The 24,261-nt window shown below is 73.5% G+C and carries 26 protein-coding genes; 12 read left to right on the top strand and 14 right to left on the bottom strand.

Annotated features, from left to right (window positions below; translation table 11 throughout):
* Positions 1-135 precede the first annotated feature (135 nt).
* The 4 genes from ASD18_RS16910 (at position 136) to ASD18_RS16925 (ending at position 2,742) form a co-directional block, all read left to right on the top strand.
* Entirely contained in the window at positions 136-600 is a 465-nt protein-coding gene (locus ASD18_RS16910) for an FHA domain-containing protein (protein WP_056094798.1), read from the top strand.
* A gap of 40 nt (positions 601-640) precedes the next feature.
* The gene (locus ASD18_RS16915) at positions 641-1,405 is read left to right on the top strand and encodes a MerR family transcriptional regulator (protein ID WP_082574168.1); all 765 of its coding nucleotides are present in this window, start codon (positions 641-643) and stop codon (positions 1,403-1,405) included.
* 70 nt (positions 1,406-1,475) lie between these two features.
* Positions 1,476-2,000 (top strand): bifunctional nuclease family protein, encoded by a 525-nt coding sequence (locus tag ASD18_RS16920; RefSeq protein WP_056094804.1) that lies wholly within the window; start codon positions 1,476-1,478, stop codon positions 1,998-2,000.
* A gap of 148 nt (positions 2,001-2,148) precedes the next feature.
* Positions 2,149-2,742, top strand: a complete 594-nt coding sequence (locus ASD18_RS16925; RefSeq protein ID WP_056094809.1) for a MerR family transcriptional regulator — start codon at positions 2,149-2,151, stop codon at positions 2,740-2,742.
* Between the two features lie 52 nt (positions 2,743-2,794).
* Here the strand turns inward: ASD18_RS16925 and ASD18_RS16930 are convergent, their stop codons facing one another.
* On the bottom strand, positions 2,795-3,559 hold the full coding sequence (locus ASD18_RS16930; protein WP_056094813.1) for a ParA family protein: 765 nt from the start codon (positions 3,557-3,559) through the stop codon (positions 2,795-2,797).
* A gap of 77 nt (positions 3,560-3,636) precedes the next feature.
* Between ASD18_RS16930 and ASD18_RS16935 the strand changes: the two genes are divergently transcribed.
* The 6 genes from ASD18_RS16935 (at position 3,637) to ASD18_RS16955 (ending at position 8,497) form a co-directional block, all read left to right on the top strand.
* On the top strand, positions 3,637-4,281 hold the full coding sequence (locus ASD18_RS16935) for an MBL fold metallo-hydrolase (RefSeq protein ID WP_056094816.1): 645 nt from the start codon (positions 3,637-3,639) through the stop codon (positions 4,279-4,281).
* A 63-nt stretch (positions 4,282-4,344) separates the two neighbouring features.
* Positions 4,345-4,506, top strand: a complete 162-nt coding sequence (locus ASD18_RS21095; protein ID WP_156388056.1) for a hypothetical protein — start codon at positions 4,345-4,347, stop codon at positions 4,504-4,506.
* A gap of 35 nt (positions 4,507-4,541) precedes the next feature.
* Positions 4,542-5,042 carry a GNAT family N-acetyltransferase gene (locus ASD18_RS16940; RefSeq protein ID WP_056095271.1) on the top strand — a complete coding sequence of 167 codons (501 nt, stop codon included), beginning with the start codon at positions 4,542-4,544 and terminating at the stop codon, positions 5,040-5,042.
* 89 nt (positions 5,043-5,131) lie between these two features.
* A complete protein-coding gene (locus ASD18_RS16945; RefSeq protein WP_056094819.1) occupies positions 5,132-7,417 on the top strand; it encodes an LLM class flavin-dependent oxidoreductase in 2,286 nt (761 codons plus the stop codon).
* Between the two features lie 4 nt (positions 7,418-7,421).
* Positions 7,422-7,895, top strand: a complete 474-nt coding sequence (locus ASD18_RS16950) for a heme-degrading domain-containing protein (protein ID WP_056094823.1) — start codon at positions 7,422-7,424, stop codon at positions 7,893-7,895.
* 89 nt (positions 7,896-7,984) lie between these two features.
* Positions 7,985-8,497: a hypothetical protein gene (locus ASD18_RS16955; protein WP_056094827.1), complete on the top strand. Its 513-nt coding sequence runs from the start codon at positions 7,985-7,987 to the stop codon at positions 8,495-8,497.
* A 6-nt stretch (positions 8,498-8,503) separates the two neighbouring features.
* Here ASD18_RS16955 and ASD18_RS16960 read toward each other — a convergent pair whose 3' ends face one another.
* Positions 8,504-9,454, bottom strand: a complete 951-nt coding sequence (locus tag ASD18_RS16960) for an aldo/keto reductase (protein ID WP_056094830.1) — start codon at positions 9,452-9,454, stop codon at positions 8,504-8,506.
* Between the two features lie 209 nt (positions 9,455-9,663).
* Here ASD18_RS16960 and ASD18_RS16965 point away from each other — a divergent pair, with 209 nt between their 5' ends.
* Positions 9,664-10,008, top strand: a complete 345-nt coding sequence (locus tag ASD18_RS16965) for an RNA polymerase-binding protein RbpA (protein ID WP_028046368.1) — start codon at positions 9,664-9,666, stop codon at positions 10,006-10,008.
* A 5-nt stretch (positions 10,009-10,013) separates the two neighbouring features.
* Here ASD18_RS16965 and ASD18_RS16970 read toward each other — a convergent pair whose 3' ends face one another.
* The 10 genes from ASD18_RS16970 to ASD18_RS17015 form a co-directional block, all read right to left on the bottom strand.
* A complete protein-coding gene (locus ASD18_RS16970) occupies positions 10,014-10,787 on the bottom strand; it encodes a polyprenol monophosphomannose synthase (RefSeq protein ID WP_056094834.1) in 774 nt (257 codons plus the stop codon).
* Positions 10,784-12,349, bottom strand: coding sequence for an apolipoprotein N-acyltransferase (gene lnt / locus ASD18_RS16975; protein WP_056094839.1), 1,566 nt, complete (start codon positions 12,347-12,349; stop codon positions 10,784-10,786). Before lnt ends, ASD18_RS16970 begins: the two co-directional genes overlap by 4 nt.
* Before the next feature lie 415 nt (positions 12,350-12,764).
* Positions 12,765-14,393: an amidohydrolase gene (locus ASD18_RS16980; protein WP_056094842.1), complete on the bottom strand. Its 1,629-nt coding sequence runs from the start codon at positions 14,391-14,393 to the stop codon at positions 12,765-12,767.
* 85 nt (positions 14,394-14,478) lie between these two features.
* The gene (locus ASD18_RS16985; RefSeq protein ID WP_156388058.1) at positions 14,479-17,346 is read right to left on the bottom strand and encodes an RNA helicase; all 2,868 of its coding nucleotides are present in this window, start codon (positions 17,344-17,346) and stop codon (positions 14,479-14,481) included.
* Between the two features lie 47 nt (positions 17,347-17,393).
* Positions 17,394-18,308, bottom strand: coding sequence for a diacylglycerol kinase family protein (locus tag ASD18_RS16990; protein WP_056094851.1), 915 nt, complete (start codon positions 18,306-18,308; stop codon positions 17,394-17,396).
* Positions 18,305-19,087 carry a twin-arginine translocase subunit TatC gene (gene tatC, locus ASD18_RS16995; protein WP_056094854.1) on the bottom strand — a complete coding sequence of 261 codons (783 nt, stop codon included), beginning with the start codon at positions 19,085-19,087 and terminating at the stop codon, positions 18,305-18,307. The genes ASD18_RS16990 and tatC overlap by 4 nt, the downstream gene beginning before the upstream one ends.
* Positions 19,088-19,130: 43 nt before the next feature.
* Positions 19,131-19,436, bottom strand: coding sequence for a Sec-independent protein translocase subunit TatA (tatA, locus tag ASD18_RS17000; RefSeq protein ID WP_056094857.1), 306 nt, complete (start codon positions 19,434-19,436; stop codon positions 19,131-19,133).
* A gap of 72 nt (positions 19,437-19,508) precedes the next feature.
* The gene (locus tag ASD18_RS17005; protein ID WP_056094859.1) at positions 19,509-19,832 is read right to left on the bottom strand and encodes a hypothetical protein; all 324 of its coding nucleotides are present in this window, start codon (positions 19,830-19,832) and stop codon (positions 19,509-19,511) included.
* 1 nt (position 19,833) lies between these two features.
* Positions 19,834-20,796 (bottom strand): YafY family protein, encoded by a 963-nt coding sequence (locus ASD18_RS17010; RefSeq protein WP_056094862.1) that lies wholly within the window; start codon positions 20,794-20,796, stop codon positions 19,834-19,836.
* Complete coding sequence (locus ASD18_RS17015; RefSeq protein ID WP_056094864.1) at positions 20,789-21,802, bottom strand: YafY family protein; 1,014 nt, start codon at positions 21,800-21,802, stop codon at positions 20,789-20,791. The genes ASD18_RS17010 and ASD18_RS17015 overlap by 8 nt, the downstream gene beginning before the upstream one ends.
* A 34-nt stretch (positions 21,803-21,836) precedes the next feature.
* On the opposite strand from ASD18_RS17015, the gene ASD18_RS17020 reads away from it, so the two are divergent.
* On the top strand, positions 21,837-22,943 hold the full coding sequence (locus tag ASD18_RS17020; RefSeq protein WP_056094867.1) for a DUF3866 family protein: 1,107 nt from the start codon (positions 21,837-21,839) through the stop codon (positions 22,941-22,943).
* A gap of 9 nt (positions 22,944-22,952) precedes the next feature.
* On the opposite strand, the gene ASD18_RS17025 is transcribed toward ASD18_RS17020, so the two are convergent.
* Positions 22,953-23,387: a PH domain-containing protein gene (locus ASD18_RS17025; RefSeq protein ID WP_056095277.1), complete on the bottom strand. Its 435-nt coding sequence runs from the start codon at positions 23,385-23,387 to the stop codon at positions 22,953-22,955.
* A 20-nt stretch (positions 23,388-23,407) separates the two neighbouring features.
* On the bottom strand, positions 23,408-24,256 hold the full coding sequence (hisG, locus tag ASD18_RS17030; protein WP_056094870.1) for an ATP phosphoribosyltransferase: 849 nt from the start codon (positions 24,254-24,256) through the stop codon (positions 23,408-23,410).
* Between the last annotated feature and the right edge of the window lie 5 nt (positions 24,257-24,261).

A 24,261-nucleotide genomic window follows, 5' to 3' on the forward strand; every position in this document is an offset into this window, starting at 1 on the left:
TGTGCGATCCGCGCAGCGTGCCGCGGGCTCCCACGTGGTGCCGACGTGCTGCGCCGACCCGCCCGGTCCGCATAGGGTGTGGCTGACCCCGAGGAACCCCGGGCGTCGAGGTGCGAGATGGGCCCGGGAGGTGGCATGAGCGGCGAGGACCCGCAGGTCGGACGCTTCGCGGGGGGACCCGACACCACGATGAGCTTCGGGGCGATCGAGCCCGTCGAGATCGAGGCATCGGCTCCCGTCGGGCTGACTCCGGACGAGGTCGCGGCGGTGCACGCGCTCCCGCCCACCTCCGCCCTGCTCGTGATGCAGCGCGGAGCGAGCGCCGGTGCGCGGTTCCTGCTCGATGCCGAGCGGACGGTCGCGGGGCGGTCGACGGCAGCCGACATCTTCCTCGACGACGTCACCGTCTCCCGCAAGCACGCCGAGTTCGTCCGCGAGGGCCAGACGTTCGTCGTCCGGGACATCGGGTCGCTGAACGGCACCTACGTCAACCGGACCCGCATCGACCAGTCGGCGCTGCGGGCGGGCGACGAGGTCCAGATCGGCAAGTACCGCATGACGTTCCACCCCAGCCCGCACCGCGACGCGGCCGGCGCGTGACCGGCCGGTCCCTGCCGCTCGGCCCCACGGGGAGCACCACGTGACGAGCGCCCGAGCACAGCGCGTGCAGGTCGACACCGCCGCACCGGCAGAGGTCACGCACGAGCCGTGGCCCCGCGGCATCTCGCGCCGCGCCTCGATGCGGATCTCCGACGTCCTGGCCGCGCTGCGCATCGAGTTCCCGGCCGTCACCACGTCCAAGCTCCGCTTCCTCGAGGAGCAGGGGCTCGTCGAGCCGGTGCGCACGGCTGCCGGGTACCGGCAGTACTCGCCGGCGGACATCGAGCGCCTCCGGTTCGTCCTCCGGCAGCAGCGCGACCGGTACATGCCCTTGAAGGTCATCGGTGACCGCCTCGCCGCCCTGGACGCGGGGGAGGAGGACGAGCCGGCTCCGCGGGCCCGGCTCGCCACGCGCGACGGCGTCAGCGAGGGCACCGGCACGCGGTGGACGCTCGACACGCTCGCTCGCGAGTCCGGGGTCGAGGTCGCGTTCGTCGAGGACCTCGTGGCCGCCGGGGTCCTGCGCGCGCACGGCACGGGGTCGTTCGACCTGTGGGCCCGCGAGATCGTCGTCGCGGCCGCCGCCCTGGCCGAGCACGGGATCGACCCGCGACACCTGCGGCAGTTCCGGACCTCCGCCGACCGCCAGGCGGACCTCGTCGAGCAGGTGGTGGCGCCGTGGCGCGGCCAGCGGAGCGCGTCGTCGCGGGCGCGGGCGGGCACGCTGGCGGCCGAGGTGGGCGAGCTCTGCACGCAGATGCACACCGCGCTCGTGCGCGCAGCGGTCGCCGACCTCGCGCCGTAGCGGGGTCGCCAGCACACCGGCTGTCTCCTGGGGGGCGCCGGATCGGCGTGGGCGTCGTAGCGTGGGCTGCATGGGAGAGGACGCCGAGCTCGTGCCGGTCGAGGTCGTCGGGGTGCGCCAGCACATGGCCGACGACGAGATCGTCGTGCTGCTCCTCGACCCCGACTCCGAGCTCCTGGTGCCGATCCTCATCGGTCCCACGGAGGCGAGTGCCATCGCCTCCGCGCAGGCGGGCATCGTGCCGCCGCGGCCGATGACGCACGACCTGCTCCGTGACGTGCTCATCGCGGTGGGCTCGGGCCTGACCCGGGTGGAGATCACCCGCCTCGAGGAGGGCGTGTTCCACGCCGAGCTGGTGCTGCGGACAGGCCCTCGCGTGGACTCCCGCGCGTCGGACGCGATCGCGATGGCGCTCCGGTTCGGCTGCCCGGTCCTGTGCTCCGCCGAGGTCGTGGCGATCGCCGGTGTCGAGGTGCGGACCACCACGTCCGAGCAGGATCTCGAGCGGTTCCGGCGGTTCCTCGACCTCGTGACGCCGGAGGACTTCAGCACCGGGGCGGAGCCTGAGGAGGAGGGCGGCGCGGAGGGTCGTTAGTCCCAAACCTTCTCCTTCAGGTCGAAGGTGAGACTCGCCCGTCGCGACACGCCCGGCGGGCGTCATGGCGTCCGTACCGCCGCGGGCCTAGTCTGGCAAGCAGCCGGAGGAGATGTCCGCCGACCGGCGTGCGACGAGTGGAGGATTCGTGACCAGCAACGAGAGCGCCGAGAGCGTCAGCGGGGCAGTGCCGCAGCGCGCTCAGGGCATGCTGTTCGACGACGACCTCCCGGACCTCGACACCGCCACCGGCTACCGCGGTCCCACCGCGTGCCGCGCCGCGGGCATCACGTACCGCCAGCTCGACTACTGGGCCCGCACGGGCCTGGTGGAGCCGTCCATCCGGCCGGCCACCGGTTCAGGCACCCAGCGCCTGTACAGCTTCCGCGACATCCTCGTGCTCAAGGTGGTCAAGCGACTGCTGGACACGGGCGTCTCGCTGCAGCAGATCCGCACCGCCGTCAGCCACCTGCGCGAGCGGGGGGTCGACGACCTCGCCCAGATCACCCTGATGTCCGACGGGGCCAGCGTCTACGAGTGCACCTCCGCCGACGAGGTCATCGACCTCGTGCAGGGCGGCCAGGGCGTGTTCGGCATCGCGGTCGGCCGTGTCTGGCGTGAGGTGGAGGGCACGCTCGCCGCGCTCCCGACCGAGCGGGCGGACGAGGACGAGGAGCTCATCGCGACGCCGTCGGCCCACGACGAGCTCGCACTGCGCCGGCAAGCCCGCACCGCCGGCTGACACCGACCGACTCGACGAGCGGCTGCCCTCCGGGGCGGCCGCTCGTGTCGTGTCAGTGGCGAGGTGCGCGCAGCGCGCGGTCGAGCAGGGCGTCGAACGTGCGCGCCAGCTCGGCGGCCGCGGCACCGGGCCACGCGTGCACCGGCTGCGCGGCGCCCTGGGCCTGCTGGAGCGCCGCGCGCTCGGGCACCGGGGGAGTGAGGACCAGCGGGCCGTAGAGCGTCTGCAGCTCCTCCAGCCGGAACGCCTGCTCGATCGAGCGGGCGCGGACGCGGTTGACCACGATGCCGAGCGGCTGCAGAGCCGGCGCGGGACCGCGACGCAGCTCATCGATGGTGCGCATCGCGCGGCCGACGGCCATCACGGCGAACAGGCCCGGCTCGGTCACCACGAGGGCGCGGTCGCACGCGGACAGTCCCGTGCGCGTGAGGCCCCCCAGGGACGGCGGGCAGTCGATGAGGACGAGGTCGTAGTCGCGCACCCAGGACAGCGCGTAGCGGAGCCGGTCCAGGTCGTCGCCGTCGAGCCGGTCGTGCGTCGCGGACCGCTCGGACCCGGCGAGGACGTCGAGGCCCTCGTCGGCCCACGAGGACAGCACGGTGGCCTTGGCCATCGTCGCCTCGCCCGGCTCGTCGAGGACGGACGCGACGTCGCCCGCCTGCGGACGCGCTCCGAGCGCCATCGTGCTGTCGCCCTGGGGGTCGAGATCGATGACCAGCGTGCGCAGCCCGCGCTCCAGGGCAGCCGACGCCAGACCGAGGGTGATCGACGTCTTTCCCACGCCACCCTTGAGACTGCACACCCCGAGCACCAGCACGTGCGCAACCGTAGCCGGGGCACCGGCGTCCGGCGAAACGCCGCGCGCATCATCCCAGGTCAGGACACACTGAACGGATGAGCATCCGCCTGAGCCGCTGGGGACACGCCTGCATCCGCCTCGATCGGGGCGCCGACCACCTCGTCATCGACCCCGGCGTCTTCTCCGACCTGCCGGGCGCGCTCGAGGGTGTGACGGCCGTCCTCATCACGCACGAGCACCCCGACCACGTGGCCACCGAGCCGGTCGTCGAGGCGGTGCAGGGGGGCCTCGAGGTGTGGGCCCCGCAGTCCGTGGTCGACGTCCTCGTCGAGGCCGGGGCGCCTGTGGAGCGCGTGCACGCCGTGCGCGGAGGCGATGTCGTCTCCGCCGGTGGGTTCGAGGTGGCAGCGCTGGGGGAGTGGCACGCACTGGTCCACCCGGACGTGCCGCGCGTGCACAACGTCGGCTATCTCGTCGCGGGCGTGCTCCACCCGGGCGACGCGTACATCGACCCTGCGGGCGCGCACGTCGACGTCCTGTGCGCACCGCTCGGGGCGCCGTGGCTCAAGCTGGGAGAGGTCGTCGACTACGTCCGGCACGTGCAGCCGGCGCGCCTCGTCGTCGTCCACGACGCCCTCCTGAGCGCGATCGGGCAGGGCATGGCCATCGGCTTGCTGGGCCGGCTCGGCGGCGCGGGGGAGCCGCTCTCGCTCGACTCCGGTGAGGGCATCGACCTCTGACGTCGTCCGGCTTTCGCAGCGCGCCGTCCGCCCGTAGCGTGAACGCGTCGGAAGGAGACCGCCATGACGGAGTCCGCAGGGCACGAGGTGCCCGAGCTCGAGTACGACGAATCGGTGCCGCCCCGCCCGGAGGAGGAGATCGCCGACGCCGCACGCTCGGTGCCCGACCCCGACGGCCACGGCGGGACCCCGGCCGACCAGACGACGGCGCGCGAGCTGCCCTGACCGGTGCTCCGCCCCAGATGAGGCATCCTGTGGACGTGGATATCCGACAGGTGGGGGAGAACGACTGGCGTCTCGTCCAGGGCGTCCGACTGCGCGCCCTGCGGGAGAACCCGGACGTCTTCGGCGCCTCGTTGGCGCGGGAGGAACGGTTCGCCGAGTCGCACTGGCGCATGCGCCTGCGGACGTCGGTCACCTGGGTCTCCGTGGACGACGACGGCGTGGGCCGCGGGATGGTCACGATGATGCAGGAGCCGGGGTCGCCGGTCGACGACCGGCACGTCGTCGCCCTGTGGGTGGCTGCGGAGTCGCGGCGTCATGGCGTGGGGTGGGCGCTGCTGGACACCGTCCGTCGTGCAGCCGTCGCCGAGGACGCCCGCACGGTGTCGCTGTGGCTGCTGGACAGCAACCACGCCGCCGGCGACCTGTTCGTCCGTTCCGGGTACACGCGGACCGGGGAGCGCCAGGTGGTGCCACGGGACCAGTCGCAGACGGAGGAGCGGTACGTGCTGACGCTCCGTGCTCCTTCCCAGCCGTAATGTCATAATGTGCATTATCGGCGTGAGGCACACGCACGCGACTCGCCCTGATCTATAGTTGAAGCATCAATCACTAGGGAGATGCTTCGATGCCCGACTACGGCCACGATCTCGCCTTCGGCAGCTTCCTGACCCCGACGGCCAAGGACCCGCAGCTGGTCGTCGCGCTGGCGCAGCTGTCCGAGCGCTCCGGGCTCGACCTGGTGACGTTCCAGGACCATCCGTACCAGCCGGCGTTCCTCGACACCTGGACGCTGCTGTCCTGGGTCGCCGCGTCGACGCAGCGGGTCCAGGTCGCCGGGAACGTGCTGAACCTGCCGCTGCGGCCGCCGGCCGTCCTGGCGCGCGCCTCGGCGAGCCTCGACCTCCTCTCGGGCGGTCGGTTCGCGCTCGGCCTCGGCTCAGGAGCGTTCTGGGACGCCATCGTCGCGATGGGCGCACCGCGGCTGACCCCCGGGCAGGCCGTGGACGCCCTGGACGAGGCCATCGACATCATCCGGGGCATCTGGGACACCGACGAGCGCGCACCGCTGCGGGTGCACGGGACGTACCACCACGTCGACGGCGCCAAGCGCGGTCCGGCGCCGGTCCACGACGTCCCGATCTGGCTCGGTGCGTACAAGCCGCGGATGCTCGGCCTCGTCGGGCGCAAGGCGGACGGGTGGCTGCCGAGCCTCGGCTACCTGAAGCCGGGTGACCTGGCCGCCGGCAACGCGCGCATCGACGACGCGGCAGCAGCCGCCGGTCGTGATCCTCGCGAGATCCGGCGCCTCCTCAACCTCGGAGCCGGGTCGTTCCAGGGCAGCGGGTTCCTGCAGGGGCCTCCCGACCGGTGGGTCGACGACCTGCTCCCCCTGGTCCTGGAGGACGGGATCGCCACCTTCATCCTGGGCACCGACGACGAGACCACGATCGCGGTGTTCGGCGGGGAGATCGCTCCGGCGCTGCGGGACGCCGTCGCAGCCGAGCGTGCTGCCGCGGGCACCGCCACCGGCATCGTGCGGCCCGTGATCGCGCTGGCCAAGCGGCGCGCCGGGATCGACTACGACGGCCTGCCCGCCTCCCTCGTCGCGACCGCCGTGGAGCCCGGCGACCGCGAGTACGCGCGCGTGCGGTCGTCCTACGTCTACTCCGGCTCCCCCGGTCTCGTCCTGCGGCCGGACACCGCCGAGCAGGTCAGCGAGGCGCTGTCGTTCGCCCGCGCCCAGGACGTCCCGTTCGCCGTCCGCAGCGGCGGGCACGGGATCAGCGGCCGGTCGACGAACGACGGCGGGATCGTCGTCGACCTCGGGGCGCTGGACACCGTCGAGGTGCTCGACCGCGAGAAGCGCGTCGTGAGGCTCGGCGCCGGAGCCCGATGGGGTGACGTCGCCTCGGTGCTCTCACCGGTCGGGCTCGCCATCAGCTCCGGCGACTACGGGGACGTCGGTGTCGGCGGGCTGGTGACGGCCGGCGGACAGGGCTTCCTCTCGCGCTCGTACGGGCTCACGCTCGACCACGTGGTCGCCGCCGAGCTGGTTCTCGCCGACGGTCGCCTCGTCCGGACCGACGCCGACCACGAGCCGGACCTGCTCTGGGCCGTCCGCGGCGCCGGGGCGAACTTCGGCATCCTCACCGCGGTCGAGATCGAGGCCGCCGAGGTGGGCAACGTCGTCTACGCCACGATCGTGTACGACGCCACGGACACCGCGTCGTTCGTCGAGTCGTGGGCCGAGCTCGTCGAGGCCTCGCCGCGCGAGCTGACCAGCTTCCTCACCCTGGTACCCGCGAGAGGACAGAACCCCGCGGTCGGCTACGCGATCGTCGTGTGGGCGAACGACGACACCCGGGCGGCGATCGGGGCGCTCGAGCAGTTCCTGGACCTGGCACCCGTCCTGCAGCAGCAGGCGCAGCTCGTGCCGTACGCCGCGACCGTGGCCGCGCAGCACGGCCAGCAGACCGGCGGCGCCGACTCCGCCGCGCGCGGCGGGCTGGTCGAGCACGTGACACCTGACCTCGCCGCGCTGCTGAGCGAGCTCCTGGCCGCGGGCGACGCCGACATGCTGCAGCTGCGTGCCGTCGGCGGCGCCGTCAACGACATGGATCCGGCAGCGACTGCATACGCGCACCGGACGCAGAACTTCTCGCTGCTGGCGTCTGCCCGCGGCAGCCGGCGCGCGCAGATCGACACCTGGTGGGATCGGCTGGCTCCGCACCTGCGCGGCGTGTACCTCAGCTTCGAGACGAACCAGTCCCCCGCTCGCGTCGCCGAGGCGTTCCCGCCGGAGACGCTCGCGCGCATCGCTCGGCTCAAGGCGCTGTACGACCCCGAACATGTGTTCGACGGCAACTTCGGGGTCGCTCCCCTGGCGTCCGGGGCGCCCGTGCCACGATGACGTCATGAGCACTGACGACATCGCCGGCACCGTCGCCCACGTCGAGCAGCAGGAGCACGACCTCGTGTTCCGCACGTTCACCCACGACGACGCGTGGCGTCTGGGCTGCCTGCTCGTCGAGCTGGCACAGGAGCGCGACCTGGCCGTCACGGTCGACATCCGGCGGGGCAGCCAGCAGCTGTTCCACGCGGCGCGGCCGGGCACCACGCCCGACAACGACAGCTGGATCGAGCGCAAGGTCCGCGTGGTCGAGCGCTTCGGGGCGTCGTCGTACCTGGTCGGCCTGCGCGCCGCGGCCAAGGGCACCACCTTCGCCGCGCAGCACGACCTCCCGCTGCAGCAGTACGCGGCCCACGGCGGGGCCTTCCCGATCCGCGTCCACGACGTCGGCATCGTCGGCGTGGTGACCGTCTCCGGGCTCCCCCAGGCCGACGACCACGCGCTCGTCGTCGAGGCCGTGACCGCGCACCTCGCCTGAGCCGCCCCCAGCCCTGCTCCCCGCGAGCACGTCCACCGAACGATCTGGTCCCGCGTTCGTGAGCGTGCGGCGGTCCCAGGATCATCCGCATGACGGAGCGCGAGGACCACGGCTGGTTCGACGACGACTGGGACGACGCACCCGACGACCAGTGGGCCGACGTGCCGTGGGTGCTCGACGTCGACGGCCCCGACCACGACCTGCCCGACCCCCCGGGTGCCCCCCTGCGGTCGGGCAGCGATGCGCTCGCGGTGCTGCTCGACCTCGTGGGACCCGAACGCTCCGGGCCGCCGGCGCTCTGGTTCGTCCTGCTCGACGCGGAGGACCGCACGATCCCCGTCGTGCTGCCGATCACCGACGTGCCGCTGCGAGCCGACCCGGCGGTCGCGCGCCGGCTGGCCGCGGTGCTCGCCTCGGTGCTCGCGTCCGACGCGCCGGGCGGGTCGGTCGTCGTCGGGCTCGTCCGCGCGGCAGGCGGTGACCGTGGAGCGTTCGAGGCGTCCTGGGTGCCGGCCGTGCGCGAGGCCGCCGACGACGCGGGAGTCCGCCTCTGGTCGGTCGTCGCGATCGGCCAGAGCCGCGCGCGGGTGCTCGAGTGGTGATCCCGCTCAGGCCGAGGGTCCGGGGGCGGCCTCGTCGATCGCGGCCAGCTGCTCCAGGGTCGGCTCCCAGGCGATCGACGTCACGTTCGCGCGCAGCTGTTCCGGCGTGCGGGCGCCCGCGATCACCGTCGCCACGGCGGGCTGGGCGGCGAGGCCACCGAGCGCGAGGGTCGGCAGGTCGATCCCCCACTCCCGGGCCAGCGCCTCGAGCGCCTCGATCCGGTCGAAGTCCGCCCGGGCCAGCCGCTCGGGCATCCGCGTGAGCCGGGACCCGTCGGGAGCGGACTGCCCTCGCCGGTACTTGCCCGTGAGCAGACCGGACGCCAGCGGGACGTACGGGATCATGCCCACACCGACCTGTTCCGCGGCCGGCACGAGCTCGGCCTCCGCGGACCGGTCGAGCAGGTTGTAGCGGTTCTGCGCCGAGACGAAGGGCGTCGCCCCGGCCGTCCTGGCGCTCCAGTCGGCGTCGACCACCTGCCAGGCCGCGAAGTTCGAGGAGCCGATGTACCGGACCTTGCCCTCGACGACGAGCTCGTGGAGCGCGGCCAGGGTCTCTTCGATCGGTGTCACGGGATCGGGCGCGTGCATCTGGAACAGGTCGATGTGGTCCGTGCGCAGCCGCGCCAGCGAGCTCTCTACAGCCCGGCGCACGTACCGGCGCGAGCCGCGCACACCCCAGTCCGGACCGTTCAGCCCGCGCGCGTCCATGCCGAACTTCGTCGCGATGACGACGTCGTCCCTGTGCCCGACGAGTGCGTCCCCGAGCAGCTCCTCGCTCTGGCCCGCCACCCCGCCGTAGACGTCCGCCGTGTCGAAGAACGTGATTCCCGCGTCCAGCGCGGCCGCCACCAGGGCGGGGACGTCCTGCGGGTCGAGCGTCGCGCCGAACGTGTTGCAGCCGAGACCGGCCACCGAGACGACGAGACCACTGTCACCCAGCTGTCGGAAGGACATATCCGCGTCGGTGCGGGAGGCTGGAGGGGTAGTCACGGGCGACGGGGCCGAAGAATTGCTCACCCGGGCAACCCTAAGCCTCTCCCCCGCACCCCACCCGCGTTCACGAGACCTTCACGTCCTCCTGGAACACTGGAGGGGCGCCCGCCGTTGACACCGGTGGAAGTTCTCACTCTCGACGGCCGTACAACGGCACGGAGGTTCCCCAGATGGCAAACCGGTCCCTGCGCGGCATGCGCATCGGGTCCCACAGCATGGAGACGGAAGACGGCGTCGAGTTCGCCCCCCGCCTCCAGGCTCACTACGACTGCCCCAACGGGCACACCATCATCCTGCCGTTCTCGGTCGAGGCCGACGTCCCGGTGGTGTGGGAGTGCCGTTGCGGCGAGGAAGCACTGCTCCGTGACGCGTCGCGGCCCGAGGTGAAGGCCGGCAAGCCGCCGCGCACCCACTGGGACATGCTGCTCGAGCGCCGGACGGTCGGCGAGCTCCAGGAGCTGCTCGACGAGCGCCTGGACCTCCTCCGCTCGGGCAAGCTGCGCCGCAGCGCCTGAGGCACTCAGCCTCGAGATCGACGGAACGCTCCCGCCACACGGCGGGAGCGTTCTGCTATCCCCCACCGGGTCACGTTGACCAGCGCCTCGACGACGATCGCGCGGCTCATCTTGGACTGGCCGAGCTCGCGCTCGACGAACGTGATGGGCACCTCGACCACCCGGGCGCCGCTACGGACGGCGCGCCACGCCATGTCGACCTGGAAGCAGTACCCCTGCGACGCGACGTCCTGCAGGGTCAGCTCGCCGAGCAGCGAGGCGCGGTAGGCGCGGAAGCCACCGGTGGCGTCGTGCAGCGGGATGCCGAGCGCGATGCGGGTGTAGGTGTTCGCGCCGCGCGACAGCAGGAGCCGGCTCATCGGCCAGTTCACCACGCTCCCGCCGGGCACCCACCGGGAGCCGAGCACGAGGTCCGCGTCGTCGATCGCGGCCAGCAGGAGGGGCAGGTCCTCGGCGCGGTGCGAGCCGTCGGCGTCCATCTCGACGACGACGTCGTAGCCCCGCTCGAGCGCCCACCCGAACCCGGCCACGTACGCGGTGCCCAGACCCAGCTTGCCGGCCCGGTGCAGGACGTGGATCCGGCGCGAGCCATCCGCTGCGGTCTCGGTCTCCGCGATCTTCTCCGCGAGCTCTCCGGTGCCGTCAGGCGAGCCGTCGTCGACCACCAGGACGTCGGCGTCCGGGACGTGGGTGCGCAGGCGGTCCAGCGCGCCCGGCAGGTTCTCGCGCTCGTCGTACGTCGGGACGACGACGAGCACCCGCTGCGGGGTCTCGGTCATGCGGCTGTCTCGATCCGGTCGGAGCGACGCACCCGGTGCGCGCCGGCTGCACCGGCGACCACCACGCACACCGCGAGGGCGTCGATGATCCACGCGGGCCACGAGCCCAGCCTCGTCGCGGGGGTCAGAGTGTCGCGCAGAGGAAGGGTAGCCACCATCTGCTCCGCGGTGAAGAGACCCGTCTGCTGGCTGATCACCCCGTTGGGCTCGATGACCGCGCTCACGCCGACGGTGGAGATCTGCACGGTCGCACGACCGTGCTCGATGGCCCGGATGCGGGACATCGCAAGCTGCTGCGTCGACTCGTCGGACACCCCGAAGGAGGCGTTGTTCGTCTGCACGACGAGCACCTCTCCCCCGGCCTCCACCGCGCCGCGCACGATGCCGTCGTACGCCACCTCGAAGCAGATGACGTCGCCGATGCCGACCGTCCGCCCGAGGCGCTCCGAGTCGAGCGGGATGTAGCCGGGCTCGTCGCCGGGCAGCATGTCCCGCGTCACCAGGTCGACCGCCGAGGAGAACGGCCGGACCAGCGACCGCAGCGGGATGTACTCGGCGAACGGTGCCGGGTGCTGCTTGGTGTACGTCGCGGTGACGCCGACGCCCGGTTCCCAGAGGACCGCGGTGTTGTAGCGGCCGCCGCTGGGCGGGTACTCGACGGTGCCGACGAGCATCGGTGCGCCCACCGCCTGCGCCGCGCCGTCGATGAGCCCCGCGGCCGTCTGGTCGACCTGCGGGTCGATGTCCGTGCCGTTCTCCGGCCAGAGGACGAGATCGAGCTCTCCGGGCTCCACCTGGTCGAGCAGGGCCATGGTGCCTGCCACGTGGTTGTCCAGCACCGCCTGGCGCTGGCCGAACGCGTCGAGCCCGACGCCCGGGACGTTGCCCTGCACGGCGCCGACGCGCAGGGTGCCGGTCTGCGCCTGCGTGTCGAGCGGGATCAGCAGCCCGACCACCACGAACGCCGCCACGACGGCGGTCGCGACCACCAGCCGCCCGATCTCCAGCCGGCGGGCGGCGAGCAGGATGCGGGCGAGCAGCACGCCGACGGCCACCACCGCCCCGGTGAGCAGCGGGGTGCCCCCCAGCGACACCAGGGCGGCGAGCGGCGAGTCTGCCTGCGAGAACGCCAGCCGCCCCCACGGGAACCCGCCGAACGGCCACGCGGCGGCGAGCTCCTCGGTCGCGACGAACAGGATCGTGAAGACGAGCACCTGCAGGCCGACGCTGCGCCACACCGAGTTGCCCCGCCGCGCCCAGGCCCATGCCGCGCCGAACAGGGCGAAGTACGACGCCTCCAGCGTGCTGAGGGCCAGCCAGGGCACCTGGCCGACCGCCTCGTCCGCCCAGGTGATCAGCGGGGCGATGAACGCGAGACCCCACAGGAGCCCGACGAGGGCGTTCCAGCGGGCGCTGTCCCGGCGCAGGGCCAGGTACAGCAGGGCGACGCCGAGGAACGCCGTGCCCCACCACCCGGGCGCCGGGAACGCGAGCCGGGTGAGGACGCCCCCCGCGACGGCGAGGACGAGAGTCCACCAGCGGGCGGGTTCACGGGCGGGCACCCCTGGAGGGTACGGCAGCGGGCTGAGGCCCGGAGAAGGAGTGGGTGTCAGGGCTCCGGCCGAGGTCCGACCGACCGGCCCGCGTGTCCTTCGTACCGGTCGGCGTGCAGGCGCACGGACCGTTGTCTACTGAACACGCGGGCCCGGTCGGAGCCCTACCCCCTACCGCGGCCCAGCAGGCCCGACGTCGTCGTGGGCATGTCGCCGCGGTGGATCTCCTGAGGAACCTACCGAGATCCACAGAGGTGTCAAGGCAGCGTCGGTGCAGGTGGGAGCCGTACGCGCAGGTCACCCGCGCACCATCGGTCCCGTCTGTACTGTTCGGCTCGGCGTGTCGCTCCGCGTGTCGGCGGATCGGGTCGAAGCGGGCGGATCCGGTCGGCCGCCGGCGCCGCAGAATTCACCCGGTCGGACGTCAGAGCGCGTCGTGCAGGACGATCCCGTCGCGGACCGTCCGCAGGCAGACCGGCGCCGGCGCGTCCGGCGCAAGATCCGGCAGGAGCGGGATCCCGGCGCGCGCGTCGGCACTCCAGGACGAGAACCGCCCTTCCGCCGACTGCACCGTGAGGTGCTCGGCGCGCCAGACCGCGAAGTGCGCGGGCGAGCCCACCCGCAGCTCCCCAGCGCCCGTGTGGTCGAGCCCTGCGACCCGCCAGCCGCCGCGGGTCGACGCCCGGAAGGCCGCACGCGCGGAGATCCGCTGGTCGGCCGCGTGATGCTGCACGGCGGCCCGGACCCCCGCCCACGGGTCGACGGGCGTCACGGGCGAGTCGGAACCGAACGCGAGGGGGACGCCGGCGGTGGCCAGGTCCGCGAGCGGGTTGAGCGCCGCCGCACGCCCCGCGCCGAGCCGGGTGGCGTACATGCCGTCCGGTCCTCCCCACGCCGCGTCGAACGCCGGCTGCATGCTCAGGCGCACCCCGAGCAGGACGAGGGCCGCGAGCGTCGGTGCATCGACCATCTCCGCGTGCTCCAGCCGGTGGCCCATGCGCGCGATGGCGTCCGGACCCTCGACGTCGACGGCCGCCCGCAGGCCGATCAGGAGCTCGTCCATGGCGCGGTCGCCGATCACGTGGAAGCCGCCTTGCACCCCGGCGCGCGTCACGGCGGTCAGGTGGTTGCAGATCTGCTCCGCGCCCAGGTACAGGACCCCGGACGTCCCCGGGGCGTCGGTGTACGGCGCGCGCACCGCCGCCGTGTGGGAGCCGAGCGAACCGTCCACGTTGAGGTCGCCGCCGATCCCCGTGAGGCCCGGGATCGCCGCGAGGATCTCGCGGGCGTCGTCGACCGTCACGCACTGCTCACCGCGGTACGCGACGAGGTGCGGCAGACCGTCGCGCGCGTCCGCCGTCAGCTCCAGGAGCTCCACCAGCCCGGCGCGCGTGTCGATGGACGGCGCCGAGTGCTCGTGCACGGACACCACCCCCCGCGCGGCGGCGTGCGTCAGGGCGCGGCGGTACAGGGCGGTGCGGCGCTCGGGGGTGACGTCGCGCGCGGCGTCGCGGGCCGCGTGGTGGGCGTCCCGCTCGACCCGGCCGTCGAAGCTCCAGCCGGGGAGCATGTCGAGACCCGCGCTGCGCGACAGCGCGGTCGAGACCACGGCCGAGTGGACGTCGACCCGCGCGAGGTAGACGGGCGCTCCGCCGCCGGCGGCGTCGAGCTCGTCCCGCGTGGGCGGGCGGCCTTCGGGCCAGCGCAGCTCGTCCCAGCCGAAGCCGAGCACCGGGTCGGGCCCGGACCGGGCCGCAGCGGCGCGGTGGACGGCGTCCAGGGCGTCCGCCAGCGAGTGCACGCCGCCCTCGGGCGACAGGTCGATGCTCTCCAGCGCGAGCCCGGTCTCGAGCACGTGGACGTGCGCGTCGACGAACCCGGGGGCGACCAGCGCCCCGTCGAGGTCGACCACCTCGTCGGCGCGCGACACCAGGCCGTCGGCGGTGTCGTCGGCACCGATCCAGGCGACGGTGCCGTCGTCGATGAGGATCGCCTCGGCGAAGGGGTCGGCCGAGGTGTGCACCACGCCGTGTCGGTAGAGGGTCGAGCTCACAGGGGCACACGATAGGGCAGGTCAGCGCAGGCAGAGGCCGCACAACAGGGCGAACCCGTCCCCGGGGTCCGTCACGGGCGTCACGTCACACCGACGAGTACGCCACCACCCCGTGCCGGAGGGCGTCGACCGCCTTGCGGGCGGTGTCCCGCAGGCGCTGGTGCGGCGCCGCCTGGGACACCTGGTCGAGCACGTCGATGACCTGCTTGCACCACCGCACGAAGTCGCCCGCGGACAGCTCGCTGCCCTTGAGGACCGCGTCCAGGCTGCGACCGGCCGCCCAGCGGTGCACGGCCTCGACCAGCCCCGCGTCGAGCGGCTGGATGGTCTCCACCTTGTGCGCCGTCTCCAGGTCGTCCAGCTCCGACCACGCGCGCACGCACGCGTCGAGCGCCACCCCGAGCCGGCTGCCCGGACCGCCGGGGATCCGCGGCTCGCCCTGGTCGTCGCGGCGTGACCGGTAGACGAGCGTGGACACGGCCGCGGCCAGGCCGGGGGCGTCGAGCTCGTCGAAGATGCCGCGGCGCAGGCACTCGGCGAGCAGGAGGTCGTTCTCGGCGTAGATCCGGCGCAGCCACCGTCCGTCGTCCGTGACCTGCAGGGCGCTGCGGCCGGCGTCGTCGGTGGTCCGCTCCAGGTAGCCGAGGCGCAGCAGGATGTCGCAGATGCGGTCGAAGACCGCGGCGATCGAGCCGGTGCGGCCCGCGATCCGGGCGACGAGGGCGTCGTGCTCCCCCGCCAGGCGCGCCCAGCGCTCGGCCCAACGGGCGTGCTCCTCGCGGTCGGGACAGCTGTGGCACGGGTGCGCGCGCAGCCTGCGCCGCAGGGCCGCGATCTCGGCGTCGTCCGCGGCCGCGCGCTGGCCGCCCTTGGGACGGTCCTTGCGGGTGGGTCCGGTGCTGGTGCCCACCGACGACCGCAGCGCGGCCGCCAGGTCCCGACGGGCCGCCGGCACGCGCGCGGTGAAGCCCTTGGGCACGCGCAGGAAGCCCACCGTGCGCACCCCGGTCCCGACGTCGGCCACGGTGAGCTTGCGCACCTGGCGGTCGATCGTCAGCACGGTGGGACGAGGACCGTCGAACCCGGCGTCACCACCGGGGTCGATGACGACGGCGTGCCCGGACCGGCGGCCGACGGGGATCTCGATGACGTCACCGACGCGCAGCCCTTCGAGCGTGCGGGCCACCTCGGCACGCCGCGCCTGTGCCTCGGCCCGGGTCAGGTCCTTCTCGCGAGCGGCGATCGTGCGGCGCAGGGCGGCGTACTCCGGGAAGTCGCCGAGGTGGCACTCCATCGCCTTGGCGTACCCCTCCAAGGCCTCTGCGTGCCCCTGTGCCTGCCGCGCGAGGCCCACCACGCCCCGATCGGCCTGGAACTGCGCGAAGGACGTCTCGAGGACCTCACGCGCCCTGTCCCGACCCACCTGCGCGACGAGGTTGACCGCCATGTTGTAGGTCGGTCGGAAGCTCGAGCGCAGCGGGTACAGGCGCTTGGACGCCAGGCCCGCCAGCTGCACGGGGTCGAGCCCGGGATGCGCCACGACGACCGCGTGACCCTCCGTGTCGATCCCGCGCCGGCCCGCGCGCCCGGTCAGCTGGGTGTACTCCCCCGGCGTGACGTCGACGTGGCTCGACCCGTCCCACTTGACCAGCTTCTCCATCACCACCGAGCGCGCGGGCATGTTGATGCCCAGCGCGAGCGTCTCCGTGGCGAACACGACCTTGACCAGGCCGCGCGAGAAGAGGTCCTCGACGGTCTCCTTGAACAGCGGGAGCATCCCGGCATGGTGCGCGGCGACCCCCCGCTGCAGGGCGTCGCTGAACTCCCAGTAGCCGAGCACGTCGAGGTCCTCCGGGGGGACCGCGGCGCAGCGCTCCTCCACGATGCGGCGGATCTCGGAGACCTCGGCGGGACTGGTCAGCCGAACGCCCGCCGCCAGGCACTGCTGGACGGCGCCCTGGCACCCGGCGCGGGAGAAGATGAACACGATGGCCGGCAGCAGACCGTCCCGGTCGAGCGCGTCGACGACCGCGAACCGGGGGGTCGGGCGACCGCCACCGGGTCGTCCTCCGCCGGGACGCGGACGGCCACCCCGGTCCCGCGGTCCGCGGCGCGGCTGCCCTGGCTCCTCCCGGTTGCTGCGCCGCAGCAGGTGCGTGAGGTCGGGGTTGATCGGCGGGTCGACGCCCGGCGCGGTGGGGTCCAGGTGGCCGGCGTACAGGTCGAGCAGGTCGCCGCGTACCAGCACGTGCTGGCCGAGCGGGACGGGTCGGTGCTCGCTCACCACCACCGTGGTGTCCCCGCGGACGGTGGCCAGCCAGTCCCCGAACTCCTCCGCGTTGGACACGGTCGCGGACAAGGAGACCAGCTGCACGTCGTCGGTGAGGTGGATGATCACCTCCTCCCACACGGGGCCCCGGAACCGGTCCGCGAGGTAGTGCACCTCGTCCATCACGACGAAGCCGAGCCCCTGCAGGGTGCTCGACCCCGCGTACAGCATGTTGCGCAGGACCTCGGTGGTCATCACCACGACGGGTGCGTCGCCGTTGATGGTGGTGTCGCCGGTCAGCAGGCCGACGCGGTCGGCTCCGTAGCGTCGGACCAGATCGCCGTACTTCTGGTTGGAGAGGGCCTTGATGGGCGTCGTGTAGAACGCCTTGCGCCCGGACGCGAGCGCGAGGTGCACCGCGAACTCGCCGACGACGGTCTTGCCGGCTCCGGTGGGGGCGGCGACGAGCACCCCGCTCCCCCGCTCCAGCGCCTGGCACGCCTCGACCTGGAAGTCGTCGAGGGGGAAGCCGAGCAGCTCACGGAACTGGCCCAGCTCGCTGCGGTCGACCTCGGCCCGTCGCTTCGCGGCCGCGTACCGCTCGGCCGGCGACGGCTCTGCGTCGGGCGTGCTCTGGTCCGGGGACGGGGACGACGAGGCGGATCTGCGGGATCGGGGCACCACCTGCACACCCTAGGCACACCGGCCCTGGGCGGACGCGCGGCGCGCGCTCAGCAGAGGATCGACAACGCCCCGGGGTCGACCGTCACCCGCAGGGGCAGCGGGCCGATGCGCTCGCCGTCCGCGAACGCGACCGGCGGCGTCGGCCCGAGCTCGGTCAGCGGCTCGATGAGGACGGACCTGCTCCGGTAGACGTCCACCGCGGGGTGCGTCACGTGCTTGCCCTGCGGGATGCCCGGGAAGATCTTCAGCACTCCGGTCCGGGTGAACGGGCCGGCGACCACGACGTCGAGCAGCCCGTCGTCGACCGCGGCGTCGGGGGCGATCTTGAACCCACCCCCGAACCACGGCGTGTTGGCGACGGCGACCAGGGTGCCCGCGGACTCCCAGACCCGGTCGTCGAGCGTGACGCGGTACCCGTAGGGCCGGAACCGGCCGAGCTCGGCCCCCAGAGCACGCACGTAGCGGGCCGAGCCCTTGGGCCAGGTCATCTCGTTTGCCCGCGCGTTGATCGCGGCGTCGAAGCCGCAGGAGAGCACCCCGAGGTACCACTCGTGCGCCGCGTGCTCGGGAGACCCGACGCGCACCGCGTCGACCCGGCGCGGCCCGTCCAGCAGACCGTGCTCGATCGCCTCCACGGAGGCCTCGACGTCCCCGCGCGGGAGGTCCAGGGACCGGGCGACGTCGTTGCCCGTGCCGGCCGCCACGATGCCGAGCGGGAGCCCGGTGCCCGCCACGACGTTCGCTCCGAGGTGCACCATCCCGTCGCCACCGACCACGACGAGCGCGTCCAGGCCCTGCACGGCGGCCGCACGAGCCCGGTCCGTCGCCCGAGCCAGCGTCGAGGCGGACAGGTCCTCCACCTTGTGCCCGCGCGACCGCAGGATCTCGTGCGCCCGGCGGCCGGCCTGCGTGCCGCGTCCCCGGCCCGCGGTCGGGTTGATGACGAGGCCGACGTGGATCACGCCGTGCCCGGCTCGTCGGCCATCGTCCCGTCGAGGCGCGGCAGGCCCGCGGCCACGCGCTGCCGGTCCACGCGGCGGTCGTGCAGCACGCACACGCCGAGCGCCAGGAAGTACAGGGCACTCATCGGGATGGCGACGGCGAGCATGGTGATCGCGTCGGGCGTCGGGGTGACGATCGCGGCGAACACGAACGAGAGCAGCACCGCCCACCGCCAGCTCTTGCGCCAGGTGGCCGCGGTGCCGATCCCCGCGAAGTTCAGCGCGACCATGACGACGGGCAGCAGGAAGGCGATCCCGAACGCGAGCATGATCCGCATGACGAAGCCGAGGTACGTCTGCGCGTCGATGAGGTTGGTGGCGCCCGTCGGCGTGAACTCGGTCAGCAGCCGCACCGCGTTGGGGAGCACCCACCACGCCATGAAGGCGCCGGCGAGGAACAGCGGCACCGCCACGCCGACGAAGCCGAACGCGTAGCCCCGCTCCTTGCGCGTCAGACCGGGCGTCACGAAGGCCCAGAACTGGTACAGCCACCAGGGGCTGGACAGGATCACGCCCAGGAAGAACGACACCTTGACGCGCATGTCGAACGACGTGGCGATCCCCGAGAAGTTGAGCGCGATGAGGCTGTCGCGCTCCTCGGCGACACGCACGATCGGCTGCTGGAGGGCGGTGAAGACGGGGTCGTAGAGGAACCAGCCGATCACCGCGCCCACCACGACGCCGAGGGCGGCGAGGAAGACACGGCGGCGCAGCTCGACCAGATGTGCTCGCAGCGGCATCCGGCCGCCGGGTTCACCCCCGCGGCGAGCGTTCACGTGCGGTTCAGACCTTCGGCGGCGCGTGACCCTCGGACGGCTCCTCGACGGGCCGGACCGGGGTGACGTACTTGGACTCGACGACCGGGGGCACCACGGGGGGCGCGCCGACGGGCGTCACGCCGGCGGGCGGCACGGGCGCGCTGGGCGTGGCCGGCGTCTCGTCGTTGCGCAGGTCCTTGACCTCGTTCTTGAAGATCTTCATCGACTGGCCCACGCTCTTGGCCAGGTCGGGCAGCCGCTTCGCGCCGAACAGCAAGACGACCACGAGCAGCACGATGATCACGTGCCAGGCGCTGATGTTTCGGAACACGTCGAGTCCTCCGTCGGATGTCGATGACCGGGTGATCCTACCCGTGTCACCTGGGGATCGGGCGCAGACGGCTCACGTCCAGTACGCGCGCCACCGCAGCCGCGTCGCCGCGCGTCGCTCCTCGCGCTCCACCTTCCGGCCTGCTGCGCCGGCACGCACCTCGGCGAGCCGGGCACGGAGCAGGTCCCGATCGGCGAACAGCGTCGGACCGGTCTCCCGCGTCCCCGCGGCGGCCCGCAGCTCGTCGACGCGGTCGGCCAGCTGCGCGGCGACCTCGGCCGCGCGCGACAGCTCGCGTCCGAGCGCGACCGCCGACCGCCACAGGCGGCGGCCGAGCAGGAACGCGCCACCGAGGGTCGCCAGGACGAGCACCGTCCAGACCGTGAACCAGAGCACGTCAGCCCACCTCCCCGTAGGCGCGCAGGGCGGCACGCGCGGACGCGGCGACCTCCTGCGCGATGCGCGCCGGGCGCACCTCGAGCACGTCGTCGGCCACCTGGAGCACCAGGTGGCGCAGCCAGGCGTGCTGGACCACGCGCAGGTCCACCTCGAACGACCCGTCGTCCAGGTTGCGGACCGCGTCCACCGGGATCGTTTCCGCCACCCAGCGGGCCTGGCTCGTCAGGTGGAGGGTGACCAGCTCGCCGTCCGTCCCCGGCGAGAAGACCTCGGCGCCGGGCCGCACCTGGTGGTCCTCCGCGTCGGTGTCGAGCACCTCGGCGGCCAGCACACGGTCGATCCGGAACAGTCGCTCGCCGTCGACCAGCAGGCACCAGCCCAGCAGGTAGGAGCGCTCGTCGTCGGTGACCAGCCGGATCGGGTCGACGTCGCGTTCCGTGCTGACGTCGGACGCGTTCACGTACCGCAGGTGGAGCCGACGGCCGTGGCGCAGCGCGGTCGCGACCGCGGCGGCGACGTCGGGGGCGGCGTCGACCGAGAGCTGCACGTCCACGGCAGCGGCGGCGTCACCCGTAGCCGCGGTGAGCTTCGCCAGGGCGGACCGGAGCACCGCGGCCTGCTCGGGCTCCAGCGCCGAGCCGAGCGCGGCGTCCAGGGCGCGCAGCGCCGCGACCAGGGCCACCGCCTCCCGGGCGCCCAGCCGCAAAGGCCGGGTCATCCCGCGCGACTCGGTCAGCCGGACGACACCCTGCTCGTAGGACGCGGCGTCGAAGTCGATGAGGTCGTGCGGGTAGTAGCCGGGCGTGCCGGTCACCCACAGGGTGTCGATGTCGTCCATCACCTGCCGGGTCGTCACCCCGAACTGCTCAGCGATCGCGTCGACCGGGACGCCCTCGTGGCGGTCCAGGTACGTGATCATGCCGAGCATCCGCAGGAGCCGGTCGCTGGCGCGCTCAGCCATCGAACGCCACCCCCTCGTCGAGAGTGGCGGCCGTGCGCAGCAGGTGCAGGACCGAGCTGCGCAGACCTGCCGGAGCGAGCACGACGACGGCGTCGCCGTACCCGACCAGCTCCTCGGCGAGCTCCCACTCGGCGCGGAACGGGACGTGCACGAGATCGCGGTGCGCGAGTGCGGGATCCGCGGACCAGTCCGGGCCGTCCGCCGGTGCGGGGACGGCACGGGCTCGGGGAGCGCTCGCGCGCTCGGGCAGGATCGCCAGGGTCGCGATCCGCTCGGGACCGCTCCCCCACGTCTCCAGGGCGTGCGCGAGCTCCTCGGCGCTCGGCGGCTGGAACGCGCCGGGCTCGCCGACGGTCCGCACCGCCCCCTCGATCCGGCTCAGGCGGAACGAGCGGCTGGCCCCGCGGTCGCGGTCCCGGGCGACGAGCACCCACCCGCCGCGGCGCGCGAGCAGCTTCCACGGCTCGACGGAGCGTTCGCGGACCTCGCCGGTGGTGGCGGCGCGGTAGGTGAACCGGACCGCCTGGCGCGCCTGCACGGCGTCGACCAGCGGGCCGAACGCGCCACCCCCGGCCCGCACGCGCGGAGCGAGCCCGGCGACCAGGTCACCGGACTCCGGTGCCTCACCGACCGCGCGCAGCTTGGTCAGAGCGCGGGTGGTGTCCGCGCGGACCGCCTGGTCCTGCCACACCTGGGCGGCCATCGCGAGCACGCCCAGCTCGGCGGCCGTGAGGTCCAGGGGCGGCAGCGCGTAGGCGTCCAGGTCCACGCGGTAGCCGATGTCGTCGCCGTGTCCGGCGTCGGTGACCGTGAGGATCGGGATGCCGAGGTCGCGCAGGGTGTCCTTGTCGCGCTCGAACATCCGCTCGAAGGCGTCGTCGGACGGGGCCTCCTGGTATCCGGCGACGCTGGTGCGCACCTGCTCCTTCGTCATCCGGCCCGCGGTGTTGACCAGGGCGATGACGAGGTTGAGCAGGCGCTCGGCGGGGGCGATCTGAGCGGCCATCGGGCACCACCGTAGTGGCCGGTAGCGTGGGCGGGTGATCACGTGGCGTGCGGGTGTCGTGGTGTCGCTCGGGGCCACGTGGCCCGGCGCCGCCGAGGTGACGGTCGAGCTGGAGGCCCCGGTGGGCACGGCGACGGCCGGGGACACGGTCCGTGCGCTGGCCTTCCCCTCGCTGGTCGGCAGCCCGGAGATCGGTGACCGCGTGCTGCTCAACGTCTCGGCGCTGGCCCGCGGGCTGGGCACCGGCGGGTACGCCCTCGTCATCGCCCTGCCCGACCGCACACCCGCCGACCCACCCGCGGGACCGGGGCACCTGGTGAAGGCCCGCTACACGCCGCTGCAGGCCATGGTGCTCGGGGTCGACGACCAGGAGTCCCCGCACCACGAGGTCCTGCGCGACGCCGACGACCTCGACGGCCTCCCGGTGGTCGTCGCGGACCTGCACTCGGCGCTCCCCGCGATCGTCGCGGGTGCGCGGTTCGCTGCCGAGAGCCACGGGCGTCGGCCCCCGCGGGTCGCCTATGTGATGACCGACGGCGGCGCGCTGCCCGCCTGGTTCTCCCGGACGGTGGCCGGGCTGCGGTCCGCCGGCTGGATCGAGGCGTGCGTGACCACCGGGCAGTCGTTCGGCGGCGACCTGGAGGCGGTCACCGTGCACACGGGGCTGCTCGCGGCCCGGCACGTCGTCAGTGCCGACCTCGTGGTCGTGGCGCAGGGTCCGGGCAACCTCGGGACAGGCACGCGCTGGGGGTTCTCCGGGGTGGCCGCAGGTGAGGCGGTCAATGCCGCGGCCACGCTCGGCGGCAGGCCTGTGGCGTCGCTGCGGGTGTCCGGCGCCGACCAGCGCGAGCGGCATCTCGGCGTGTCCCACCACTCCCTGACGGCCTACGGCCGGGTGGCGCTCGCGTCGGCGGACGTCGTCGTGCCGCTGCTCGAGGGCGAGCTCGGAGCTCGGGTCCGGGCGCAGGCTGCGCCCCTGGCCGAGCGGCACCGGCTGGTCGAGGTGCCGGTGGACGCCGGGCTGCTCGCGGCGCTCGCGGCCACCCCGGTGCGGCTGTCGACCATGGGACGCTCGCTCGACCAGGACCCCGCGGCGTTCATCGCCGCCGCAGCGGCTGGCGTGTACGCCGCCGGCCTCTGACCGGTCGGATCAGTCGTCCCGGGCGGTCGCGGTGTGCGTCGCCACCAGGGTGGCCAGCCGACGGGCCTCCGCGTCGGCGAACGCACCGTCCGCCCGCTGGATCCCCATCACGGCGAGCGTGTCCCCGTCGGACAGGTCGAGCTGGACCCACGGCCGACCCGACCCGAAGCGCACCGAGACGATCTCCGCCCACTCGAGCCGCCGCGTGAACACGAGGTTCCGGACCACCAGCCCGTCGTCGGAGACCCGCGCGACCACCGACGCCTGCCGCCAGAGGAACCACACGATGAGCCCGCCGACGAGGGCGAACCCGATGCGGTCGCCGGTGGAGAGCACGGACATGGCCAGCATGATCGCGACGGTGAGCACGATGACGAGGACGGCCAGGGCGAGGGTGACCACCCGCGCGAACCGGGGCCGGAAGGGGGCAGTCAGGTCGTCCACGACCGGCCCTCGCTCACCGCTCAGAGCCGGCACGCGTGGATCGACGTCACGAGGATCGCGCGCGCACCGATGTCGTACAGCGAGTCCATGACCCGGTTGGTCTGGTCGCGCCGGACCATCGCCCGCACGGCCGCCCAGTCGCGGTTGTGCAGCGGTGACACGGTCGGCGACTCCAGACCGGGGGTGATCGCGACAGCCCGGTCGACCAGCGCGAGCGGCACGTCGTAGTCCATGAGCACGTACTCGCGCGCGGTGAGCACGCCCTGGATCCGACGGGTCAGCACGTCGAGACCGGCGGGCTCGTCGACGTCCGCGCGGCGCACCAGCACGGCCTCGGAGCGCAGGATCGGGTCGGCGAAGATCTCCAGCCCCGCGGCGCGCAGGGTGGTGCCCGTCTCGACGACGTCGGCGATCACGTCGGCGACGCCCAGCTTGATCGCGGACTCCACCGCTCCGTCCAACCGGACCACGCCCGCCGGCTCGATGCCGAGCGACCACAGGTACGAGCGGACCAGCACGGGGTACGACGTCGCGACCCGGCGTCCGCCGACCTGCGCGACGTCGGTCCACTCCCCCGCGGTGCCGGCGAACCGGAACGTGGAGCGCGCGAACCCGAGCGGCAGGTGCTCGACGGCCTCGGACTCGGAGTCGAGCATGAGGTCCCGGCCGGTGATGCCGACGTCGACGGTGCCCGCGCCGACGTACACGGCGATGTCCCGGGGGCGCAGGAAGAAGAACTCGACGTCGTTGTCCGGGTCGGGCAGCACGAGCTCGCGGGAGTCGCGACGCTGCCGGTACCCGGCCTCCTTGAGCATCTCGACGGCGGGCTCCGACAGGGAGCCCTTGTTCGGGACGGCGATCCTCAGCACGGTCG

This window comes from Cellulomonas sp. Root137 (assembly GCF_001426725.1).
Lineage (GTDB): Bacteria > Actinomycetota > Actinomycetes > Actinomycetales > Cellulomonadaceae > Cellulomonas.